Source organism: Mycolicibacterium frederiksbergense (assembly GCF_012223425.1).
In the GTDB taxonomy this organism is placed as follows: Bacteria; Actinomycetota; Actinomycetes; order Mycobacteriales; family Mycobacteriaceae; genus Mycobacterium; species Mycobacterium frederiksbergense.
On record NZ_CP038799.1, the window covers coordinates 2,754,430 to 2,772,271 of the forward strand.

Annotated in this window: 21 protein-coding genes; 11 read left to right on the plus strand and 10 right to left on the minus strand. The window is 67.6% G+C overall.

All coding sequences use genetic code 11. The annotated features are described in order from the left end of the window. Positions 1-20: 20 nt before the first annotated feature. Positions 21-830, plus strand: a complete 810-nt coding sequence (locus EXE63_RS16250) for an enoyl-CoA hydratase/isomerase family protein (protein ID WP_168142786.1) — start codon at positions 21-23, stop codon at positions 828-830. A gap of 12 nt (positions 831-842) precedes the next feature. On the opposite strand, the gene EXE63_RS16255 is transcribed toward EXE63_RS16250, so the two are convergent. The 5 genes from EXE63_RS16255 to EXE63_RS16275 are packed head-to-tail and all read right to left on the minus strand — an operon-like array spanning position 843 to position 5,102. After that, a complete protein-coding gene (locus EXE63_RS16255; protein ID WP_168142787.1) occupies positions 843-1,391 on the minus strand; it encodes an isochorismatase family protein in 549 nt (182 codons plus the stop codon). A gap of 18 nt (positions 1,392-1,409) precedes the next feature. Further along, positions 1,410-2,723: a hypothetical protein gene (locus EXE63_RS16260; protein ID WP_168142788.1), complete on the minus strand. Its 1,314-nt coding sequence runs from the start codon at positions 2,721-2,723 to the stop codon at positions 1,410-1,412. Next, on the minus strand, positions 2,720-3,127 hold the full coding sequence (locus EXE63_RS16265; RefSeq protein ID WP_234904529.1) for a hypothetical protein: 408 nt from the start codon (positions 3,125-3,127) through the stop codon (positions 2,720-2,722). The genes EXE63_RS16260 and EXE63_RS16265 overlap by 4 nt, the downstream gene beginning before the upstream one ends. After that, entirely contained in the window at positions 3,124-3,273 is a 150-nt protein-coding gene (locus EXE63_RS16270; protein ID WP_168142789.1) for a hypothetical protein, read from the minus strand. Before EXE63_RS16270 ends, EXE63_RS16265 begins: the two co-directional genes overlap by 4 nt. Further along, positions 3,270-5,102 (minus strand): hypothetical protein, encoded by a 1,833-nt coding sequence (locus tag EXE63_RS16275; protein WP_168142790.1) that lies wholly within the window; start codon positions 5,100-5,102, stop codon positions 3,270-3,272. Before EXE63_RS16275 ends, EXE63_RS16270 begins: the two co-directional genes overlap by 4 nt. Positions 5,103-5,204: 102 nt before the next feature. Between EXE63_RS16275 and EXE63_RS16280 the strand changes: the two genes are divergently transcribed. The 4 genes from EXE63_RS16280 to mmpH all read left to right on the plus strand — a co-directional run bounded on the left by EXE63_RS16280 (position 5,205) and on the right by mmpH (position 8,885). Further along, positions 5,205-5,759, plus strand: coding sequence for a hypothetical protein (locus tag EXE63_RS16280; protein WP_168142791.1), 555 nt, complete (start codon positions 5,205-5,207; stop codon positions 5,757-5,759). 67 nt (positions 5,760-5,826) lie between these two features. Continuing rightward, entirely contained in the window at positions 5,827-7,086 is a 1,260-nt protein-coding gene (gene manT, locus EXE63_RS16285) for an MMP alpha-(1->4)-mannosyltransferase (protein ID WP_168142792.1), read from the plus strand. Next, entirely contained in the window at positions 7,080-7,814 is a 735-nt protein-coding gene (locus EXE63_RS16290) for a class I SAM-dependent methyltransferase (protein WP_168142793.1), read from the plus strand. The genes manT and EXE63_RS16290 overlap by 7 nt, the downstream gene beginning before the upstream one ends. Before the next feature lie 6 nt (positions 7,815-7,820). Beyond that, positions 7,821-8,885, plus strand: coding sequence for an MMP endo-(1,4)-3-O-methyl-alpha-D-mannosidase (gene mmpH / locus EXE63_RS16295; RefSeq protein WP_168142794.1), 1,065 nt, complete (start codon positions 7,821-7,823; stop codon positions 8,883-8,885). On the opposite strand, the gene EXE63_RS16300 is transcribed toward mmpH, so the two are convergent. Continuing rightward, on the minus strand, positions 8,882-9,529 hold the full coding sequence (locus EXE63_RS16300; RefSeq protein ID WP_105366007.1) for a class I SAM-dependent methyltransferase: 648 nt from the start codon (positions 9,527-9,529) through the stop codon (positions 8,882-8,884). The genes mmpH and EXE63_RS16300 overlap by 4 nt on opposite strands. A gap of 54 nt (positions 9,530-9,583) precedes the next feature. On the opposite strand from EXE63_RS16300, the gene EXE63_RS16305 reads away from it, so the two are divergent. Then, positions 9,584-10,153 carry a TetR/AcrR family transcriptional regulator gene (locus tag EXE63_RS16305; RefSeq protein WP_168142795.1) on the plus strand — a complete coding sequence of 190 codons (570 nt, stop codon included), beginning with the start codon at positions 9,584-9,586 and terminating at the stop codon, positions 10,151-10,153. Here EXE63_RS16305 and EXE63_RS16310 read toward each other — a convergent pair. Continuing rightward, positions 10,125-10,715 (minus strand): TetR/AcrR family transcriptional regulator, encoded by a 591-nt coding sequence (locus EXE63_RS16310; protein WP_168142796.1) that lies wholly within the window; start codon positions 10,713-10,715, stop codon positions 10,125-10,127. The two genes, EXE63_RS16305 and EXE63_RS16310, sit on opposite strands and share 29 nt — an antisense overlap. Positions 10,716-10,822: 107 nt before the next feature. On the opposite strand from EXE63_RS16310, the gene EXE63_RS16315 reads away from it, so the two are divergent. Beyond that, positions 10,823-12,157 carry a cytochrome P450 gene (locus EXE63_RS16315; protein WP_168142797.1) on the plus strand — a complete coding sequence of 445 codons (1,335 nt, stop codon included), beginning with the start codon at positions 10,823-10,825 and terminating at the stop codon, positions 12,155-12,157. Positions 12,158-12,210: 53 nt separating this feature from the next. On the opposite strand, the gene msrA is transcribed toward EXE63_RS16315, so the two are convergent. Further along, complete coding sequence (msrA, locus tag EXE63_RS16320) at positions 12,211-12,720, minus strand: peptide-methionine (S)-S-oxide reductase MsrA (protein WP_168142798.1); 510 nt, start codon at positions 12,718-12,720, stop codon at positions 12,211-12,213. A gap of 70 nt (positions 12,721-12,790) precedes the next feature. On the opposite strand from msrA, the gene EXE63_RS16325 reads away from it, so the two are divergent. From EXE63_RS16325 to EXE63_RS16340, 4 genes are read left to right on the plus strand one after another with little or no spacing between them, the layout of a single operon-like run. Next, complete coding sequence (locus tag EXE63_RS16325) at positions 12,791-13,240, plus strand: hypothetical protein (protein WP_168142799.1); 450 nt, start codon at positions 12,791-12,793, stop codon at positions 13,238-13,240. 20 nt (positions 13,241-13,260) lie between these two features. Then, positions 13,261-13,761, plus strand: coding sequence for a nuclear transport factor 2 family protein (locus EXE63_RS16330; protein ID WP_168142800.1), 501 nt, complete (start codon positions 13,261-13,263; stop codon positions 13,759-13,761). Next, a complete protein-coding gene (locus EXE63_RS16335) occupies positions 13,758-14,771 on the plus strand; it encodes an NAD-dependent epimerase/dehydratase family protein (RefSeq protein WP_168142801.1) in 1,014 nt (337 codons plus the stop codon). The genes EXE63_RS16330 and EXE63_RS16335 overlap by 4 nt, the downstream gene beginning before the upstream one ends. Positions 14,772-14,801: 30 nt before the next feature. Next, positions 14,802-15,629 carry a class I SAM-dependent methyltransferase gene (locus EXE63_RS16340; protein WP_168142802.1) on the plus strand — a complete coding sequence of 276 codons (828 nt, stop codon included), beginning with the start codon at positions 14,802-14,804 and terminating at the stop codon, positions 15,627-15,629. Here the strand turns inward: EXE63_RS16340 and EXE63_RS16345 are convergent. Beyond that, entirely contained in the window at positions 15,617-17,239 is a 1,623-nt protein-coding gene (locus tag EXE63_RS16345) for an HNH endonuclease signature motif containing protein (RefSeq protein ID WP_168142803.1), read from the minus strand. The two genes, EXE63_RS16340 and EXE63_RS16345, sit on opposite strands and share 13 nt — an antisense overlap. 135 nt (positions 17,240-17,374) lie before the next feature. Then, on the minus strand, positions 17,375-17,842 hold the full coding sequence (locus EXE63_RS16350; protein WP_168142804.1) for a DUF4262 domain-containing protein: 468 nt from the start codon (positions 17,840-17,842) through the stop codon (positions 17,375-17,377).

Here is a 17,842-nt window from a genome sequence, read left to right on the forward strand (position 1 = left end):
ATCGAGCGGAAGGAGTGCCAGTGCTGCCCGAGTACCGAACGCTGCTGACCGGCGTGCACGCCGGCGTCGCCACCGTGACGCTGAACCGCCCCGGGCAGCGCAACGCCGTCGGTGACGGGATGCGCGAGGAACTGGCCGATGCGCTGACGCGGTGCGATGCGGCCGACGAGATCCGTGCCATCGTGCTGACCGGCACCCCGCCGGCGTTCTGCGCAGGAGCCGATCTGGGTGCGGGCGCGCAGACTTTCGCCGCGCCCGGGGAGGGGTTCAGTGCGGCCGGTTTCCCGGTGCCGGCATGGGCTCTGGCCAAACCGGTGATCGCCGCGGTGAACGGGCACGCAATCGGGCTCGGCCTGACGCTGGCGCTGCAGTGCGACATCCGGTTCTTCGCCGCCGACGCCAAGTACGGCATCGTGCAGGTGCGCCGTGGCGTGGTGGGCGATGCCTACTCGCACTGGGTGCTCCCGCGGCTGGTGGGCATCGCCACGGCGGCCGAGATCCTGTTGACCGGCGCGATGTTCGACGGTCACCGGGCGGTGGCGCTCGGGCTGGGTAGCCGGGTACTGCCGGCTGTCGAGGTGCTGCCCGCGGCGCTCACGATCGCCCGCGACATCGCCGAGAACACCGCGCCGATGTCGGTGGCGGCCAGCAAGCGGCTGCTGTGGGATTCGTTCGATCTGACCCGCGAGCAGGTCGGAGCGCGCGAGACGGAGATCCACCTGAAGCTGATGGCCCACGACGACGCCGCCGAGGGGATGCGGGCACAGCTGGAACGGCGCGCCCCGCGGTGGACCGGGCGCCCGGTGGACCCCACCCGTCCGGCGGGCTGACCCGGGACTGATCTAAATGACCTCGACGCCGCGGGCCCGCAGCAGGGCCACCGCCTCGGCGGTGGAGTCCGCGGCCACCCCGGCACACAGCGGAAGCAGGACGCGGGTGCGCAACCCGGTCGCCGCGGCATCCAGTGCGGTGGCCCGCACGCAGTAGTCGGTGGCGATGCCCACCACGTCGACGGTGTCGACCTTGCGGCGGGCCAGCCAGTCCGTCAGCGTCGTACCGTCGGCATCGGTGCCCTCGAAACCGCTGTAGGCGGCCGAGAACTCACCCTTGGTGAACACCGCCTGCACCGCGGCGGGATCGAGATCCTCGTGGAAGTCCACCCCGGGGGTGCCCACGACGCAGTGCCGCGGCCAGGACACCCGGTAGTCGGGGGTCTCGGAGAAGTGTTCGCCCGGATCGATGTGGAAGTCCATGGTGGCGACCACATGGTCGTAATCGTGCCCGCTCAGCAACTCGGTGATACCCCGTGCGACGGCGGCACCGCCGTCAACCGCCAGGGACCCACCTTCGCAGAAGTCCTTCTGCACATCGACCACGATCAACGCACGCATGGCACAACCGTAGTCCCCTCACCCGCCGAAGAGCAGGTACAGGCCGGTGAATGTGTAGCCGACCATCACCAGCATCATCGCCAGCTGCCCGGTCATCTGATGGCCCTTGGGCAACACCCGCAGCGCGCGGTCGTGCGCGGCGATGACACCGGCCACATGCCCGAGCAGCACAAACCCGACCTTGAGCGAGGCCAGTACCGAGGGATGCATGGACAGCAGGTAATACACCTCGGCGTCATGGGATCCCATGAGCGCGTGCACGGTCTGCTGGCCCTTCTCGACCAGATAGGTGAGGTAGTGGGCGAAGACGTAGCCGATCACGATCGGGATCAACGAGTGCGCCATCAAGCCGGGCAGTGCGCGGCGGCCCTCGCGGTCCACACCTCCGGTCGCCGCGGCGGCCAGGCTGAACGTCACCGCCACGGTCACCACGAAGAGCAACAGCCCCGCGGTCTTGACCGCGCTGGCGTCCCACGGACCAGAGGTGTGGGTGTCGACGAAGTTGCGCCACACCGGCATCGCCGAAAAGCTGTCGAACGCGGTCGATCCCAGCAACACGGCCAGCACGGTCACGGTGCCGGGACGCACCGGAAGCGACAGCAGCCGGTTGAACGGATTGGCGATGGCGATGCGGCCATCGGTGTTGCGGCGCCACGGTGCACACCGTGAGGCGATCATGCTGTAGACCTCGAACGGGTCGGCGTGAGAACACCAGCGCGGTCCGCTCAGCAGCGCGCCCGCGAGTGTCACCGCAAGGTAGATCAGCAGCCAGATCTTCACCGCGGTCAGCGATCCCGGATCGGGGCTGGCCAACTCGAGCCAGACGAAGGCGAACAATCCTGCGGCGGCGGGCCAATAGCCGAGGCGGCGCGGGTAGCGGCGAGCGAAGCGACGGGGGAAAGCCACGCCGTCGCGGGTGACACGCACCAGGCGCAGGACCGTGCGTACCGGTGAGATCACCCGCCACACCGGGCCGAGGAACAGTGACAACGCCACCAGCCCGACCCACAGCAGGACGTAGAAGACCCCGGGCAGCGCATTGCGGGAATCCTGCGGGCCGGTGACGGCCGCGACGGCCACCCAGGCGGTGAATGCCAGGCCGGCTGCGCCGATCAGCCATCGGGTCACCGGTGCGTCGACGACGGTGGTGACCCAGACCGGCAGCGGACGGCCCGGGATGTCAGGGTCGAAACGTGGCTTACGCCAGGCCAGTGCGACCACGGCGAAGGTGAAGGTCAGCGTCCAGGCGGCACCGACCACCGCGTAGGTGAACGGGATGGGCAGATCGGCCGAGCCGCCCAGGCCGTGGGCGAGGACCGCCGTGGTGGTCACTGCACCGTGATGGTAGCGACGACCCGGTTCAGATCGTGCAGCTCTACGTCGACCTTGCCGGGCACCTCGACCGCGAATTGAAAGGACTGCAGCGACTCGGGTTTCACGGCGAAGGTGTGTTCGGGGCTGGCGTGTACGTGCAGTTCGTCCTCGGCGTCACTGGTGACCCGGATGATGATCGGCTGCTTGACCGCGGCCTGCACCTGCTGATTGACCGGTGTCGCCTGTCCGTCCTTGATGGTCACGTCGATGACGACCCGCGCCGGCGGCGCCTGCTGATCGGAGAGCGCGGGCGCGGCGGTTACCGAGGACCGGTCGGCCGGTTCCTCGGTGGAACTCGTGCAGCCCGCGGTGGCCAGCACGGCACCGGTCAGCACCACGGTCGCCGCCAACAATGTCCTCAATCTGGGTCCTCACTTGGATTCTCGTCGTCGGGGTCGGGGTTGCGCCGGTCCTTGATGGCCACCCACGCCACCACCCCGGCGAGCACCACCGCGGGCGCGAACGCCGGCAGGGCGAGCAGCAGGGAGTGGTCGGCCAGGTAGGTCACGTCAGCGGGACGGGCTGCTTGGTCTCAGCGCTGCTGTGCGCACGCATCTCCCGGTCGTTGATCCGGCCGGCTCCCCAGCTCAGCGCCGCGATCAGGATGAGCGAGCACAGCAGGACGACGAGGGATGCCGCGGTGAACAGCCAGCTCGGCACGTCCAGATTGCGTTCGCGCTGCAGGATCTCGATCTCCTGGGTGAACTCCCGTGTCATCGATGCCTCGGCGGGCAGCTCGGTGGCGCCGATGCCCGGGTCGGCGGGCAGGAAGATCGGGACGGCGGTCATGGTGCGGCCGTCCTGCACGCGGACCAAGGTCTTCCAGGTGCCCCAGACCGGGACCGGGCGGGTGGTGCGGTAGTGGCCGGGTCCGAGGCGCTCCAGCGTGTCCACGATCAACCCGCGCTCGTTGTCGAGCCCACCTTGCCAGGACAGCATCGAAATCCATTGGGGGTCATCGCTGACGAGGTCGGTCGGGGTGACCCGGATGTCGGCGCTCACCAGCCGCTGCCCGGCGGGGCTGGGCAACTCGGTGAGGGTGATCTGCGCGCTGGCGTTTTCCGGCACCGAGATGTTCAGGCCGTTGCCGACCGCCGCGCTGACGGTCAGCACCGTCAGGACCACCACCCCGATGCTCGCGGCACGCCGGGGCAATGGACGGCCGGTGAGCACGGTGGCGAGCAGCCCGCCGCACATCCCCATCAGGACGGCCACCGGCACCGAGGTGACCATGGCCTCGACCCACATGGAGGCCGGCCACGGGTACATGAAGACCGCGTCGATCCAGAACGATTCCAGCCACAAGCCGACCGTGCCGATACCGGCGCCGGCAACGGCACCGAACAGGATGGGGCGCCGCAGAAGTGGTGTGAGCGCCAGTAATTCGACCACCACGGCCGGGCCGAGGTAGAGGGCGAACCAGCTGTAGGGGGCGCCGAGGACCGGGCCCACCGCGGCCGCGACTAGCCCACGGATCAGCAGCGCGAACAGCACCGCGGCCAGCGCAGCGCCCCTGCCGAGGGTGATCCGGGCGGCGACCAGGGCCAGCGCCGCGGCGGCCGCGATCAACATCGGGTGCAACACCAGCCGGAACTGCTCGATACCGAAGTCGTATTCGACGGGGAACACCGACAGGCCGATGACGAGGCCGCCGAAGGCGAAGTAGCGCAGTATCTTCCGCGGGGAGACATCGGCATCGGGACCCATCGCGATGCGGCCCTCATGCTCCAGCAGCAGCACGGCGACCAGGGACAGCCCTGCGCCGCCGATCAGCATCAGGTGGGTCGGCCCCCAGAGCGTCACGTCCTGGCCGAAGATGCGATGCCAGACGTCGTCGAGCGGGAATCCGATGAGCGCGTACAGACCGCACGCGGCCATCAGCACACCGCCGACGGGCGCGTACCAGGTTCTGGTGATTCTCAGCGCCGCCGGACCCGGCTTTTCGTAGGGCAGGATGATGGCCAACGATCCGGCGATGAACAGCAGGAACAGGCCGACCAGGATGAAGTAGTGCGCCGGGTTGGCCAGCGGCCCGGAGTCGCGGCCCTTGCCGATGTGCAGGCTGACATCCCAGATGAACCCGAACATCGCGCAGATGATGGTCGAGGTGAACAGCAGCGTCGGCAGCGCCACCCAGGGTGGGCGGTTCATCTTCACACCCACCTTGGTGGCCAGCGTGTCCAGCCACGTGATGCGGCGCGTGCGATGCAGGATGCCGATCCACAACAGTCCGGCGGTGATGATGCCGGTGGCGATCGATACGCCGATGATCTGGTCGAGATCGGCGCCACCACCCTCGGTGCCCGCCTCCGCCAACACGCGCAACGTGCCTGACATGCCCACCCCCGTTTGCCGTCCTGCGGATTTACAGGTCGGTAATGTTGCCAGAAACAGATACCCGATACCAGGGGTACCAGAAATGGCTACCCTGGGTGGGCCATGAAGTTCGCCGGTCTGCGCCTGCGGCAGCGCGACGGAATCAGCTGCGGTCCCTCCGTCGCGGTGCTGGCCGCCGCGTTGCTGGAACCCGATTACGGCAGGCCGTTGGGCGGCGCCGGCGCGGCGTCCTGGTTCGCCGCCGAGCAGGCGCGGGTCCACCATGCGGTCAACCGGGTCTGGCCCCGGCGTCTCGGGATGACACCGCGCGGGCTGGCCGGCGCCATCGGTGAGCACAGTCCGGTGCGGTACCGGTGGCGACTGTGTCTGGGCCTGCTGCGCAGAACAGATCCACTCGACGACGTGGTGGCTGCCGTGCACGACGGCTTTCCGGTCGCGATGCTGGTCGGCAGGTTCATTCCGCGGCACTGGGTGCTGATCACCGGCATCTCGGCCGGGGATGACCAATTGCATTGCTATGAACCGTCATCGGGCAGAACGCGCGTGGTGGGCGTTGCCGCCGTGCGGCGCGCGGAGCTCACCGGCCTGGGCTTCCCGAGGCCGTTCGCCTTTGTCCTACCCGTCCCCGGGCGACCCCGGCCGCGTTGCGCCACCTAGCCCGTCGAACTATAGTCTGGACACATGTCCAGTATGCTTGCGCTGCAGTTCAGCGGATTGAGCTGACGTGCGTATAGCCCTTCTGTCATATCGCAGCAAAACGCATTGCGGTGGCCAGGGTGTCTACGTCCGCTACCTCTCCCAGGGCCTCGCCGAGCTCGGCCACGAGGTCGAGGTGTTCTCCGGCCAGCCCTATCCCGACGGGCTGGACCCGCGGGTACGGCTCACCAAGGTGCCGAGCCTGGACCTCTACCGCGAACCCGATCCGTTCCGGGTGCCGCACCCCCGCGAGATCAGGGACCGCATCGATCTGCTCGAGCTGGCAACCATGTGGTCGGCCGGATTTCCCGAACCCAAGACGTTCTGTCTGCGGGTGGCCCGGATCATGGCCGAACGCGGTGACGAGTTCGACGTCATCCACGACAACCAGAGCCTGGGTTCGGCGCTGCTGACGATCGCGAGGCGCGGCCTGCCCGTGGTCGCCACCGTGCACCACCCGATCACCCGCGACCGGGTGCTCGAGGTGGCCGCCGCCAGGTGGTGGCGCAAGCCGCTGGTGCGGCGCTGGTACGCGTTCGCCGAGACGCAGAAGAAGGTCGCGCGGGCGATCCCGGAACTGCTGACCGTCTCCTCGACCTCGGCCGCCGATATCGCCGAGGACTTCGGGGTGAGCGACGAGCAGTTGCACGTGGTGCCCCTCGGCGTCGACACCGAACTGTTCAAGCCGGCTGCCGACCGGGTGCCCGGCCGGATCATCGCGATCGCGAGTGCCGATGTGCCGCTCAAGGGTGTGGGCAATCTGTTGCACTCGGTGGCGCGGTTGCGTGCGCATCACAACCTGGATGTGCAACTGGTGTCCAAGCTCGAGCCCAACGGGCCGACCGAGAAGCTGATCGCCGAACTGGGCATCTCCGATATCGTCAACGTGTCCAGCGGCCTGTCCGACGAAGCGCTTGCCGAGCTGCTGTCATCAGCCGAGATTGCCTGCATACCCTCGCTGTACGAGGGATTCTCGTTGCCCGCCGTGGAGGCGATGGCCAGCGGCACCCCGATCGTGGCGAGCCGGGCCGGCGCGCTGCCCGAGGTACTCGGCGAAGAGGGCGAATGTGCGCGCCTGGTGCGGCCCGCCGATGTCGAGGAGCTGACCGGTGTGCTCGGCGAACTGCTGGACTCACCGGCCGAACGGCACCGCCTCGGTGCCGCGGGCCGGCGTCGGGCATTGGACGTGTTCAGCTGGGAATCCGTTGCGGCGCAGACCGTCGCCGTGTACGAGCGGGCCATCGAGAGAACCGCCGTCACCACGAAGAAAGGGCACACAGCGTGCTGACCGTTGACTACGACCGGCTCGGCGTCGGGCCAGGAACATCGGTCATCGATGTCGGTTGCGGCGCGGGCAGGCACTCCTTCGAGGCCTACCGGCGTGGCGCCGATGTCATCGCCTTCGATCAGAGCGTCGAGGATCTCAACGATGTCGATGCCATCCTGACCGCGATGAAGGAGCAGGGCGAAGCGCCCGCCTCGGCCACCGCGGAGGCCGTCAAGGGCGATGCCCTGGCGCTGCCCTACGCCGACGGCAGCTTCGACTGTGTCATCGCCTCGGAGATCCTTGAACATGTCCCGGCGGATGACGCCGCCATCGCCGAGCTGGTCCGGGTGCTCAAACCCGGTGGCGTACTTGCCATCACCGTGCCCCGCTGGCTCCCCGAAAGGGTGTGCTGGTTGCTCTCGGACGAGTACCACGCCAACGAGGGTGGGCACATCCGGATCTACCGTGCCGATGAACTGCGCGACAAGGTCGTGAGCCGTGGCATGCGATTCACCCACCGCGAGCATGCGCATTCGCTGCACGCGCCGTTTTGGTGGCTGAAATGCGCTGTCGGGGTGGACAAGCCGAATCATCCCGCGGTGACTGCCTACCACAAACTACTGGTGTGGGACATGATGAGCCGGCCGTGGCTGACCCGTCAGGCCGAGGCAGTGCTCAACCCGGCAATCGGTAAGAGCGTCGCGTTGTATTTCGAAAAGCCGGCGGCCTTCGAGAAGCCGGTGGCGTAGGACACCATGCGTCGCCACGAGATTCCCGGTGTGTCAGGTGTACTGACGCCGCAGCAGTGCCTGCAGACGGCCAAGTCCATTGCCGACACCCAGGAGTCCGACGGTGCGATCCCCTGGTCGGTCGGTGGTCACACCGACCCGTGGGACCACGTCGAGAACCTGATGGCCCTGACCGTCGCAGGTCTGCGCGAGCCGGCTCGCGCCGGATTCGACTGGTGTCGCCGTACGCAACGGGCCGACGGTTCCTGGCCGATCCAGTTGCGCAACGGTGTCATCGAGGATGCCAACACCGACAGCAATTTCTGCGCCTACATCGCCACCGGCGTATGGCATCACGTGCTCATCACCGGGGACCGGCGGTTCGCGGTGCAGATGTGGCCGACGGTCAGCCGGGCCATCGAGCTGGTGCTCAGCATGCAGCTGCCGGGCGGTCAGATCAGCTGGGCCAGAAGCGAAGCCGGGATGATGGACGAGGCTCTGCTCACCGGTTGCGCGAGCATCTACCACAGCATCCGGTGCGCTCTGGCGCTGGCGAACTACCTCGACGATCCGCAGCCCGAGTGGGAGGTCGCCGTCGGTCAACTGGGGCACGCGATCGCCGAGCATCCGGAACTGTTCAACGCCAAGGACACTCATGCGATGGAGTGGTACTACCCGGTGCTCGGGGGAGCCGTCCAGGGTGGGGCCGCACTGTCCCGCATCGAATCCCGCTGGGATGACTTCGTGGTGCCAGGTCTGGGTATCCGCTGCGTCGACCACCGGCCGTGGGTGACCGGCGCGGAGACCTGCGAACTGGTCATGGCGCTGGATGCCGTCGGTGACCGCGTGCGCGCCCTTGAGCAGTTCACCGCCATGCAACATCTACGTGAGGTGGACGGATCCTATTGGACCGGGCTGGTTTTCACCGACGGCAAGCGCTGGCCCGTGGAGCGCACCACCTGGACCGGTGCAGCGATGGTCCTGGCCGCCGACGCCCTGTCCCGGACCACCCCGGCCGGCGGCATCTTCCACGGTGCCGAGCTGCCGCGCGGCCTGGAGGGCGAATTCGACTGCGCCTGCGACCGCGTCTAGACGCGTTCCAGCAGCCGCAGCGATCCGGTCGCCGAGATCTCCTTGAAGTCACCGGAATCGATGGCGCGGCGGTAGATGTGGAACGGAGCCTGTCCGCCGTCGTTCGGGTCGGGGAACACATCGTGGATGACCAGTCCGCCACCGGGTGCCACCCACTTGGCCCAGCCGTCATAGTCACGCTGGGCGGCCTCCTCGGTATGTCCGCCGTCGATGAACAGGAACTGCACGGGCGTGCCCCAGACCCGGGCGACGGTGGGGGACTTGCCCACTATCGCCACCACGTGGTCCTCCAGGCCGGCCAGGTCCAGGGTGTGGCGCATCGTGGGCAGGGTGTCGAAGCGCTTGGTGACCGGATCGACGAGCCCGGTGTCGTGGTACTCCCAGCCGGGCTGGTGTTCCTCGGACCCGTGATGGTGGTCGACGGTGTAGACGACGCCGTCGACCTGTGCGGCGGCCGCACCCAGCAGCACGGTGGACTTGCCGCAGTAGGTGCCGATCTCGACGCCGACACCGCCGGCCAGATAGTGCACGGCGGCGTCGTAGAGGGCGCGGCCCTCGTCGGCGGGCATGAAGCCGATGACCTGCTCGGCGAACTCGAACAGGCGGGCGGCTTCGGCAGGCAGGGCGGTGTCGGCGGTGCTCATGGCAGATAAACCTACCGTTGCTGGTGATGGGCGGTTGCAGTAGTGTCTGGACACGTGTCCGATACGGCCTTGGAGTCGACGCGCCGTCGGTTGAGCGCCAAGCAGGCCGACACCGTCGAACGGCTCGGCAAGGCCGCGCTCGAACTGCTGGGACGCGAGGGATTTTCGGCGCTGACGGTGCGCCGGGTGGCCGCGCAGGCCGGCGTCGGAGCCGCGACCGCGTATACCTATTTCTCCTCCAAGGAGCACCTCGTTGCCGAGGTGTTCTGGCGCAGACTCGTCGAATCGCCGCTCGCCGAGCACGAATCGTCGGATCCGGCGACGCGGGTGCTCGAGGTGCTGGAGCAGATCTCGTCGTTGGTGGCCGGTGAACCCGAGTTCGCGGGCGCGGTGACCAACGCGCTGCTCGGCAAGGATCCCGATGTCGATGTACTGCGCGCGCGCATCGGCGCCGACATCCGGGCCCGCCTGGTCGCGGCCTTGGGCGCTGCGGTGGACTCCGATGTCATCGAAGCGCTCGAACTGCTCTACACCGGAACGCTGGTGTGGGCAGGTATGGGATATGACGCGTACCCGGAGATTTCCCTGCGACTGCTCAAATCCGCGCGGCTGATCCTGCGCTGAGCAGTGCTTCGGAGGCGAGCACCGCGGGCTCCAGGATCGACGCGGTGGGCAGCTCGTCCTCCACCGTCAGTGCCGTCAGTTCCCGCAGCCCGCCCAGCAGGATGACGGCGAGTTCACGCCGTACCGGTGCGAGCTCGGCACGCCGGAAGCCCGGGCTGCCGGACAGGTCGACGAGCAGTTCGGTCAGCCCGCTCATGGCCGCGCGCTGGATGGACCGCACGGTGGCGCCGAGGGCGGGCAGCTCCCGGATCCAGCTCAGCGTGATCTCCGGCCGCGCGCCGATGTGGTCCACGTAGGCGGTGGCGGCCTGGCGGATCTGCATCCGCCAGTCCGATTCGGGGTCCACGGCGGTCCGGATCGCCACCAGCAGCTGCTCGTGGTCGGCACGCAGCAGCTCGACGAAACACTGTTCCTTGTCCGTGAATTCGCTGTAGAACGTGCGCTTCGAGGTGCGGGCGTGCCGCACGATATCGGCGACCGTGGTGGCCCGGTATCCGCGTTCGGCGATGGAAGACGCCAGGCCGTCGAACAGGCGGGTGCGAAATGGCCGACTTACCTCCATCGCGCCATCCTTGCCGATTACTCTTGCCTACCGCTGGTACCACCGAGTACCGTAGGTCACACACCTGCGGTACAGCGCAGTACCAACACCCGGTCTGGAGTGCGTCCATGAGCGAAGCGACCATCACCGAAATTCCCGCCGTGCATCTGCCACCCGGACCCACCGCCGGCAAGACGTTGACCGGCATCGGATTCGCCCTGTTCCGCCGTCCCGTCGTTGCGCGGCTGGCACGCCGCTACGGCCCGGCGTTCACGATGAAACTGCCGGTTTTCGGCCCCACCGTGATCGTCACGGATTCACAACTGGCCAAGCAGTTGTTCACCGCCAGCCCCGACGACGTCGGCAATATCCAGCCGAACCTGTCCCGGATACTCGGGCCCGGTTCGGTGTTCGCGCTCGACCGCGGCGAGCACAAACGCAGGCGCCGGCTGCTCACACCGCCCTTCCACGGCAAGAGCATCAAGAACTACGAGCAGATCTTCGAAGAGGAGACGCTGCGCGAGTCCGCGAACTGGCCGGTAGGACAAGAGTTCCCGACGCTCGATCCGATGATGCGGATCACCCTGAACGCGATCTTGCGGGCCGTGTTCGGCGCCGACGGCGCACACCTGGACGAGTTGCGCCGGATCATTCCGCCGTGGGTGACCCTGGGTTCGCGTTGCGCCACGCTGCCGACTCCCAAGCGGGAACACGGCCGCTGGCACCCGTGGGGCCGACTGGCCGACTACCGCCGTCGCTACGACGATGTCGTCGGACGCCTCATCGACGAAGTCGCCGCCGATCCGCGGCTCGATGAACGCGATGACGTGCTGGCGCTGCTGCTGCGCAGTACCTACGAGGACGGCACGGCGATGTCGCGCCAGGACATCGCGGACGAACTACTGACCCTGCTGGCCGCCGGGCACGAGACGACGGCGTCCACCATGGGCTGGGTATTCGAGCGGATCAGCCGGCATCCCGATGTGCTGGCCAGGCTGGTCGAGGAGGCTGCAGGCGACGACAACGAGTACCGCCAGGCCGTCATCCTGGAGACCCAGCGGGCCAGGACCGTCATCGACTTCTCCGGCAGGCACGTGTACTCACCGACCTTCGAGCTCGGCGAATGGGTGATACCGCGGGGCCATTCGATCGTGGTCAGCCTGTCCCAGCTGCACGAGCGCGAGTTCGAGGATGCCGAACGGTTCGACCCGGAGCGGTTCATCGGCAACCGTCCGCCGCTGGCCTGGGTGCCCTACGGCGGCGGGACCCGGCGCTGCGTCGGCGCGGTGTTCGCCAATGTGGAGATGGACATCGTGCTGCGTACCGTCTTGCGGCACTTCACCATTGCCACGACCACCGCGCCCGGGGAGAAGGTGCACTCGCGGGGAGTGGCCTTCACGCCCAAGCGCGGCGGCCGGGTGGTGTTGCACCGGAGGGCAGGAGCGCAGCGACCCGGGAAATAGAACCGGAGGGCAGGAGCGCAGCGACCCGGGAAATAGAACCGGAGGGCGGTCGGTTAGACCTCGGCCCGCTTGGGCAGCTTCCAGCCCGGGCGCGGGAAGTGGCAGGTGTACCCGGTCGGGTAGCGCACCAGATAGTCCTGGTGCTCCGGTTCGGCCTCCCAGAAGTCGGCCTCGGGGACAACCTCGGTGACGACCTTGCCCGGCCACAGACCCGATGCGTCGACATCGGCGATGGTGTCCAGCGCGACGGACTTCTGGTCGTCGTCGGCGTAGAAGATGGCCGAGCGGTAACTGGAACCGACGTCGTTGCCCTGCCGGTTCTTGGTCGACGGATCGTGGATCTGGAAAAAGAACTCCAGAATGGACCGATAGTCGGTCTGGGCCGGATCGAACACGATCTCGATGGCCTCCGCGTGACCCGGATGGTTGCGGTAGGTCGCGTGGTCGTTCTGCCCGCCCGTGTAGCCCACCCGGGTGGACACGACTCCGGGCTGCTTGCGGATCAGGTCCTGCATACCCCAGAAGCAGCCGCCGGCCAGGATCGCCTTCTGATTGTCGCTCATGCGCCATCACTCCTTCTGCAGTCACGTACACGGTCAGCATCCATTGTGCTCCGCCGCTACGGTGGAACCCATGCGTAGAGCTGTAACCACAGCGCACGCCGGGTTAATCCTGGTCGGCGGCGTCCTGGTAGCCGTTGCACCACCGGCCTCCGCCGACCCGCCCGTGCCTCCGGTGGATGCCCCGCCCGAGGTGCCCGCCGATCAGTGGCGCACCGTCTTCGCCGAGAATCCGATGATCCTGAACCCGCATGTGACCAGCGTCGAGTCCTGGACGCGCACCGGGGACGGGCTGGCCGTCAATTTCAGCGCGGGCCCCGCGGAGTGCTTCGGCGTGCACGCCACCGTCCAGGAGACCGCCGAGGAGGTGACGGTGAACCTCGACAGTGGTGTGCCGCCGGAGGCGATCGGTCGGATGTGCATCACGCTGGCGGTGCCCGGCACGCTGGACATCACGCTGGACGAACCGCTCGGCGACCGGGTGGTGCTGGCGGCGGGAACGACCCTCGACAAACCCAGATAGAACGTGTTCTAGTTTGTGGTGTGACGAGCACGCTGTTCACCCGTGATGAGCTGACAGACGCATTCGCGACATTCGAGCAGACGGTTGCCGAGGCCGCCCGCACCCGGAACTGGGATCCGTGGGTGGACCAGTACACCGTCGACGTTGAATACGTGGAGCACGCCGCGGGAACCATGCGCGGCCGCGAGCAGGTGCGCCCGTGGATCTGGAAGACGATGGAGAGCTTTCCCGGAAACCACATGACAGCGTTCCCGGCATTGTGGACCGTCATCGACGAGGCCACCTCGCGGGTGATCTGCGAGCTCGACAACCCGATGCGCGACCCCGGTGACGGCACCATCATCAGCGCCACCAACATGTCGATCCTCACCTATGCCGGTGACGGGCTGTGGCGCCGCCAGGAGGACGTCTACAACCCGCTGCGCTTCCTGTCCGCGGCGATGAAGTGGTGCAAGAAGGCGCAGGAACTCGGCACGCTCGATGACGAGGCAGCCGAATGGATGAAGGGCATGGCTCGATGAGGGCTCTGGTCATCGGCGCCAACGGCTATCTCGGTTCCCACGTGGTGCGCCAGTTGGTCGACGACGGGCAGGACGTGCGGGTGATGGTGCGCGAGGGCGCCAACACCATCGGCATCGACGATCTGGACGTGCAGCGGTTCGTCGGCGATATCTGGGACGACGAGGCGCTGACCGCGGCGATGACTGGAGTCGATGTCATTTACTACTGCGTCGTGGACACTCGCGGCTGGCTGCGCGATCCGTCACCGCTGTTCCATACCAATGTCGACGGCACCCGGCACGTGCTGGACATCGCGGTGCGCCCCGAGATCGCCTCGGGATTGCAGAAATTCGTCTTCACCAGCAGCTACGCCACCGTGGGGCGCCGGCGCGGCCGGGTGTCCACCGAGGAGGACATCGCCGACGAGCGGAAGCTCACGCCGTATGTGCGCTCGCGGGTGCAGGCCGAGAAGCTGGTGTTGCAGTACGCGCGGGAGCGCGGGCTGCCCGCGGTCGCGATGTGTGTGTCGACCACCTACGGCGGCACCGACTGGGGCCGGACTCCGCACGGCGCCATCATCGCCGGCGCCGCGTTCGGCAAGCTGCCGTTCGTGATGAGCGGTATCGAACTCGAAGCGGTGGGTGTCAACGATGCGGCCCGCGCGCTGATCCTGGCGGCCGAGAAGGGGCGCGTCGGTGAGCGGTACCTGATATCGGAGAAGATGATCAGCAATGCCGAGGTGGCCCGGATCGCGGCCGAGACGGCCGGTGTTCCCGCGCCCGCCCGGTCCATTCCGCTGCCGCTGACCTACCTGCTGGCAGCCATGGGTACCGTCAAGGGGCGGTTGCGCCGCACCGACGAACGGCTGTCGCTGGCGTCGCTGCGGTTGATGCGGGCCGAGGCGCCGGTGGATCACGGCAAGGCCGCCCGCGAACTCGGCTGGCAGCCGGCGCCGGTCGAAGACTCCATCCGTGAGGCCGCCCGGTTCTGGGTGGGCCTGCGTGCGGCCAAGCGCCAGAAGGCGGGCTGACCGTTCGGGTTGCGGTACTAGCGTGGTGACATGACCGCCGATGACCACGTGCGCGTCGATCTGACCGGTGCGCCGCAGACCATGCTCGCGACGCTGTACGCCAAGGCGCTGGATGCCGACCTGGCGCGGCCCATTCTCAACGACCGCTGGGCCAAACAGGCCGTCGCGGGTATCGACTACGACTGGACGCAGACCACCATCACCGCGCGGCGGTCCCCGGCCGTCACCACTCGCTCGGCGCACTTCGATATCTGGGTCCGGCAGTTCCTGGCTGTCCATCCGAAAGCCACTGTGCTGCACCTCGGTTGCGGACTGGACAGCAGATACTTCCGGGTGGCGCCGGGACCGGGCGTGCAGTGGTACGACATCGACTACCCGGAGGTCGCCGAGTTGCGCGGCCGTCTGCTGCCGGCCGGCGGAGAGGGCTATCACGTCGTGTCCGCCTCCGTCACCGATCCGGCATGGCTGCGGGACATCCCGGTCGGGGCGCCGGTGCTGGCCATCGGGGAGGGACTGATGATGTATCTCACCGAGGCCGACGGTCTCGATCTGCTCAACCGAGTCGTCGGGCATTGCGGCACCGGGGAATTGCAGTTCGACGCGTTCAATTCGCTGGGCATCAGATCGCAGTGGTCCAATTCGGTGGTGCGCCGTTCGGGTGCCACCCTGCGCTGGGCGGTCAACGGTCCCGATGACATCCTGCGGAATGTCCCCGGCACGCGGCTGCTGGCCTGGGTATCCCCTTTTGACACTGTGGCTTTTGATCTGGTGCGTCCGGCCTACCGGCTGCTGGCCAACGCCATGTCGAGGGTGTCGGTATTGCGTTATGTGGCGCAATACCATCGCTATTCGTTCTGAGAAAGCCACGGGTCGTCGTCCTGTTCGTCGGAATCGGTTGGCGGGAAGAGTTCTTCGGGGTGGAAGTGGTGGTTGAGGGTGTCGCCGCCGGTGTTCATCAGTGGTGGTGGGTGCCAGTGCACGCGGCCGGTGACGGGGTCGATGGTGTTGGTCCAGCCCAGTTCGGCGAGCAGGTTGTCCGGTCCGCAGCCCAGCCCGAGATCGGGTGCGTCGGTGAGTCCGCCGTTGTTCCAGCTGGGGTTGGCGTGGTGGGCTTGGCAGCGGCACGCTGCTTGGGTGCAGCCGGGCCGGGTGCAGCCGCGGTCGCGGTGGTAGAGCAGCAGGCGTTGGGCCTTGGTGGCCAAGCGTTTGGAGCGGCCCATGTAGAGCGGTTCGGCGGTGTGGTGCCGGTAGACGATCAGGTAGTGGTGGGCGTGTTCGGCCAGCCGGATCAGATCGCGCATGGGCATGAGGGTGCCCGCGCCGGTGACCGCGATCCCGGCAGCGGCCTCCAACTCTCTGAGGGTGGTGGAGACGACCACGGAGACCGGTAGGCCGTTGTGCTGGCCGAGCTTGTTGGACATCAGGGTGTCGCGTAGGACGGCTTTGATGGCGTCGTGGTTGCGTTGGGACTGGGTGCGCGGGTCGCGCAGAAATTCGTCGGGGTCCCACGTGGCCGGCGACTCAGCGGGCCCGGGCACCTCGGTCTCGGGTTCCTCGGGCTCGGGCTCAACCTCCGATTCGGCCGCTGCTGATCCGGCCTCTGCCTCTGCCTCACCCGCTGTCTCACCCTCTGCCTCGAACTCGAAGTCGAAGTCGAACTCACCCTCGGGTTCGGTGTCGGTGTCGGGTTCAACGGGGTCGTCCTCGAGCGGATTGGGGTCCGGATTCTGCTGGGGCTGAACATCGTCGGGGTTGTTGACGCCCGGTCGTGCCCACACGTCCAGGATGGTGCGCAGATAGGCGGCGAACTCCGCATCCACCCAACCCGACACTTTGGCCATACCGTCGACGTCTTGGGCGCTGATGCTCAGCCCGCGCCGGTGCGGCGCCAGGTCGGGGCCATCACCGTCGGGGTTGAGCAGAGCCAGCGCGTGATCGGCGGCCTTCTGCAACGTTTCAGGGGTATTCGTGGCGGCGATATCCACCAGTGTGGATTCCAGCTGCCCGCGCGCGGTGGCATCCAGGCGCGCCGAGGCCTTGTTCAGCGTGGCACGGATGATCGCGATATGCCCGGTGGTGATCATCCCGGCGGCCAGCGCGGCCGCGCACGCCGCCAGCACCGGTTCCAGGACCTCACCGGTCATGGTGTGCCGCGGGCCGAGGTCGCGGGCCGCAGTGACGCGGCGGGCGGCTTCGGTGGCGCTGAGGCGGTCGCGGGTGGCCAGCACGTCGGTCCAGGTTTTCCCGCCGATCTCATGCGGGGTGGCCCGGTCCATCAGGGCGGCCAGGATCCGGTGATCGACCGCGGTATCGGCGCGGGCCTGCTGCTCCCGCTCGGACAACAGTTCCAGCAACTCCGCGGTGTCGAACATCGTGAAATCGGCGTCCAGCAGCGCTTTGACCGACGCGGCGCGGTCGGACAGTGCGTGTTGCACCGCGTCCCGACCGCCGGCCACATCACTGTTCATGACTCGAACATACGTGCGACCACCGACAAAACGGCCAAAAAAGTGACCGATGTGATCAATGAGTCCAAAGAAATTACTGAGACTCGGTTGTCGCTCGAAAGTCGCTGAGAGGTGGGCACTTTGGAAGTCCAACCGTCAGGTGTCGACCGGCCCCCGCGCCCCGAACACCGGCTGCCGCGGGCCGCCGCTGTTGAAGTCCGGGCACCACGGCGAGTGTCCACGTTCGTCGCGCCAGGCGATCTGCAGGCCGCGGATGGGACCGCCGTGAAACGCCACGGCCCACCCCATGTGCACATCCGGGTGACTCACCTCGACGAACTCGGCACACGAATCGTCGGGAAACGTCATGGTGTCGCCGGGCGCAGGCTCGACCTCGTGCACCATGTAGTGCGCCATCTCGTTCAGCAGCAGCATGGACCGTTCAGGCGGAAGGCCGGTGATGAGAAGTTCGGGCAGCCCCGCCTCGCTCAGCCCTACGGTGTACGCGAACGGCGGGTCGGCCTCGACATACTGCCCCGCCCAGCCGTTCTGCATGACGATGCCCCGCAGCGCATCGAGGTAGTCCTGCCGGGTGGCCCCCGGGTGATCGCATTGCCAGCACAT

What these genes read in the sequence shown, in the direction of transcription:
- EXE63_RS16345 (WP_168142803.1), bottom strand. Translation starts at nt 17,239, where the DNA reads ATGAACAGTGATGTGGCCGGCGGTCGGGACGCGGTGCAACACGCACTG.
- EXE63_RS16325 (WP_168142799.1), top strand. Translation starts at nt 12,791, where the DNA reads ATGCGTAGAGCTGTAACCACAGCGCACGCCGGGTTAATCCTGGTCGGC.
- EXE63_RS16300 (WP_105366007.1), bottom strand. Translation starts at nt 9,529, where the DNA reads ATGAGCACCGCCGACACCGCCCTGCCTGCCGAAGCCGCCCGCCTGTTC.
- EXE63_RS16280 (WP_168142791.1), top strand. Translation starts at nt 5,205, where the DNA reads ATGAAGTTCGCCGGTCTGCGCCTGCGGCAGCGCGACGGAATCAGCTGC.
- EXE63_RS16335 (WP_168142801.1), top strand. Translation starts at nt 13,758, where the DNA reads ATGAGGGCTCTGGTCATCGGCGCCAACGGCTATCTCGGTTCCCACGTG.
- EXE63_RS16315 (WP_168142797.1), top strand. Translation starts at nt 10,823, where the DNA reads ATGAGCGAAGCGACCATCACCGAAATTCCCGCCGTGCATCTGCCACCC.
- EXE63_RS16275 (WP_168142790.1), bottom strand. Translation starts at nt 5,102, where the DNA reads ATGTCAGGCACGTTGCGCGTGTTGGCGGAGGCGGGCACCGAGGGTGGT.
- EXE63_RS16340 (WP_168142802.1), top strand. Translation starts at nt 14,802, where the DNA reads ATGACCGCCGATGACCACGTGCGCGTCGATCTGACCGGTGCGCCGCAG.
- EXE63_RS16350 (WP_168142804.1), bottom strand. Translation starts at nt 17,842, where the DNA reads ATGTGCTGGCAATGCGATCACCCGGGGGCCACCCGGCAGGACTACCTC.
- msrA (WP_168142798.1), bottom strand. Translation starts at nt 12,720, where the DNA reads ATGAGCGACAATCAGAAGGCGATCCTGGCCGGCGGCTGCTTCTGGGGT.
- EXE63_RS16255 (WP_168142787.1), bottom strand. Translation starts at nt 1,391, where the DNA reads ATGCGTGCGTTGATCGTGGTCGATGTGCAGAAGGACTTCTGCGAAGGT.
- mmpH (WP_168142794.1), top strand. Translation starts at nt 7,821, where the DNA reads ATGCGTCGCCACGAGATTCCCGGTGTGTCAGGTGTACTGACGCCGCAG.
- EXE63_RS16310 (WP_168142796.1), bottom strand. Translation starts at nt 10,715, where the DNA reads ATGGAGGTAAGTCGGCCATTTCGCACCCGCCTGTTCGACGGCCTGGCG.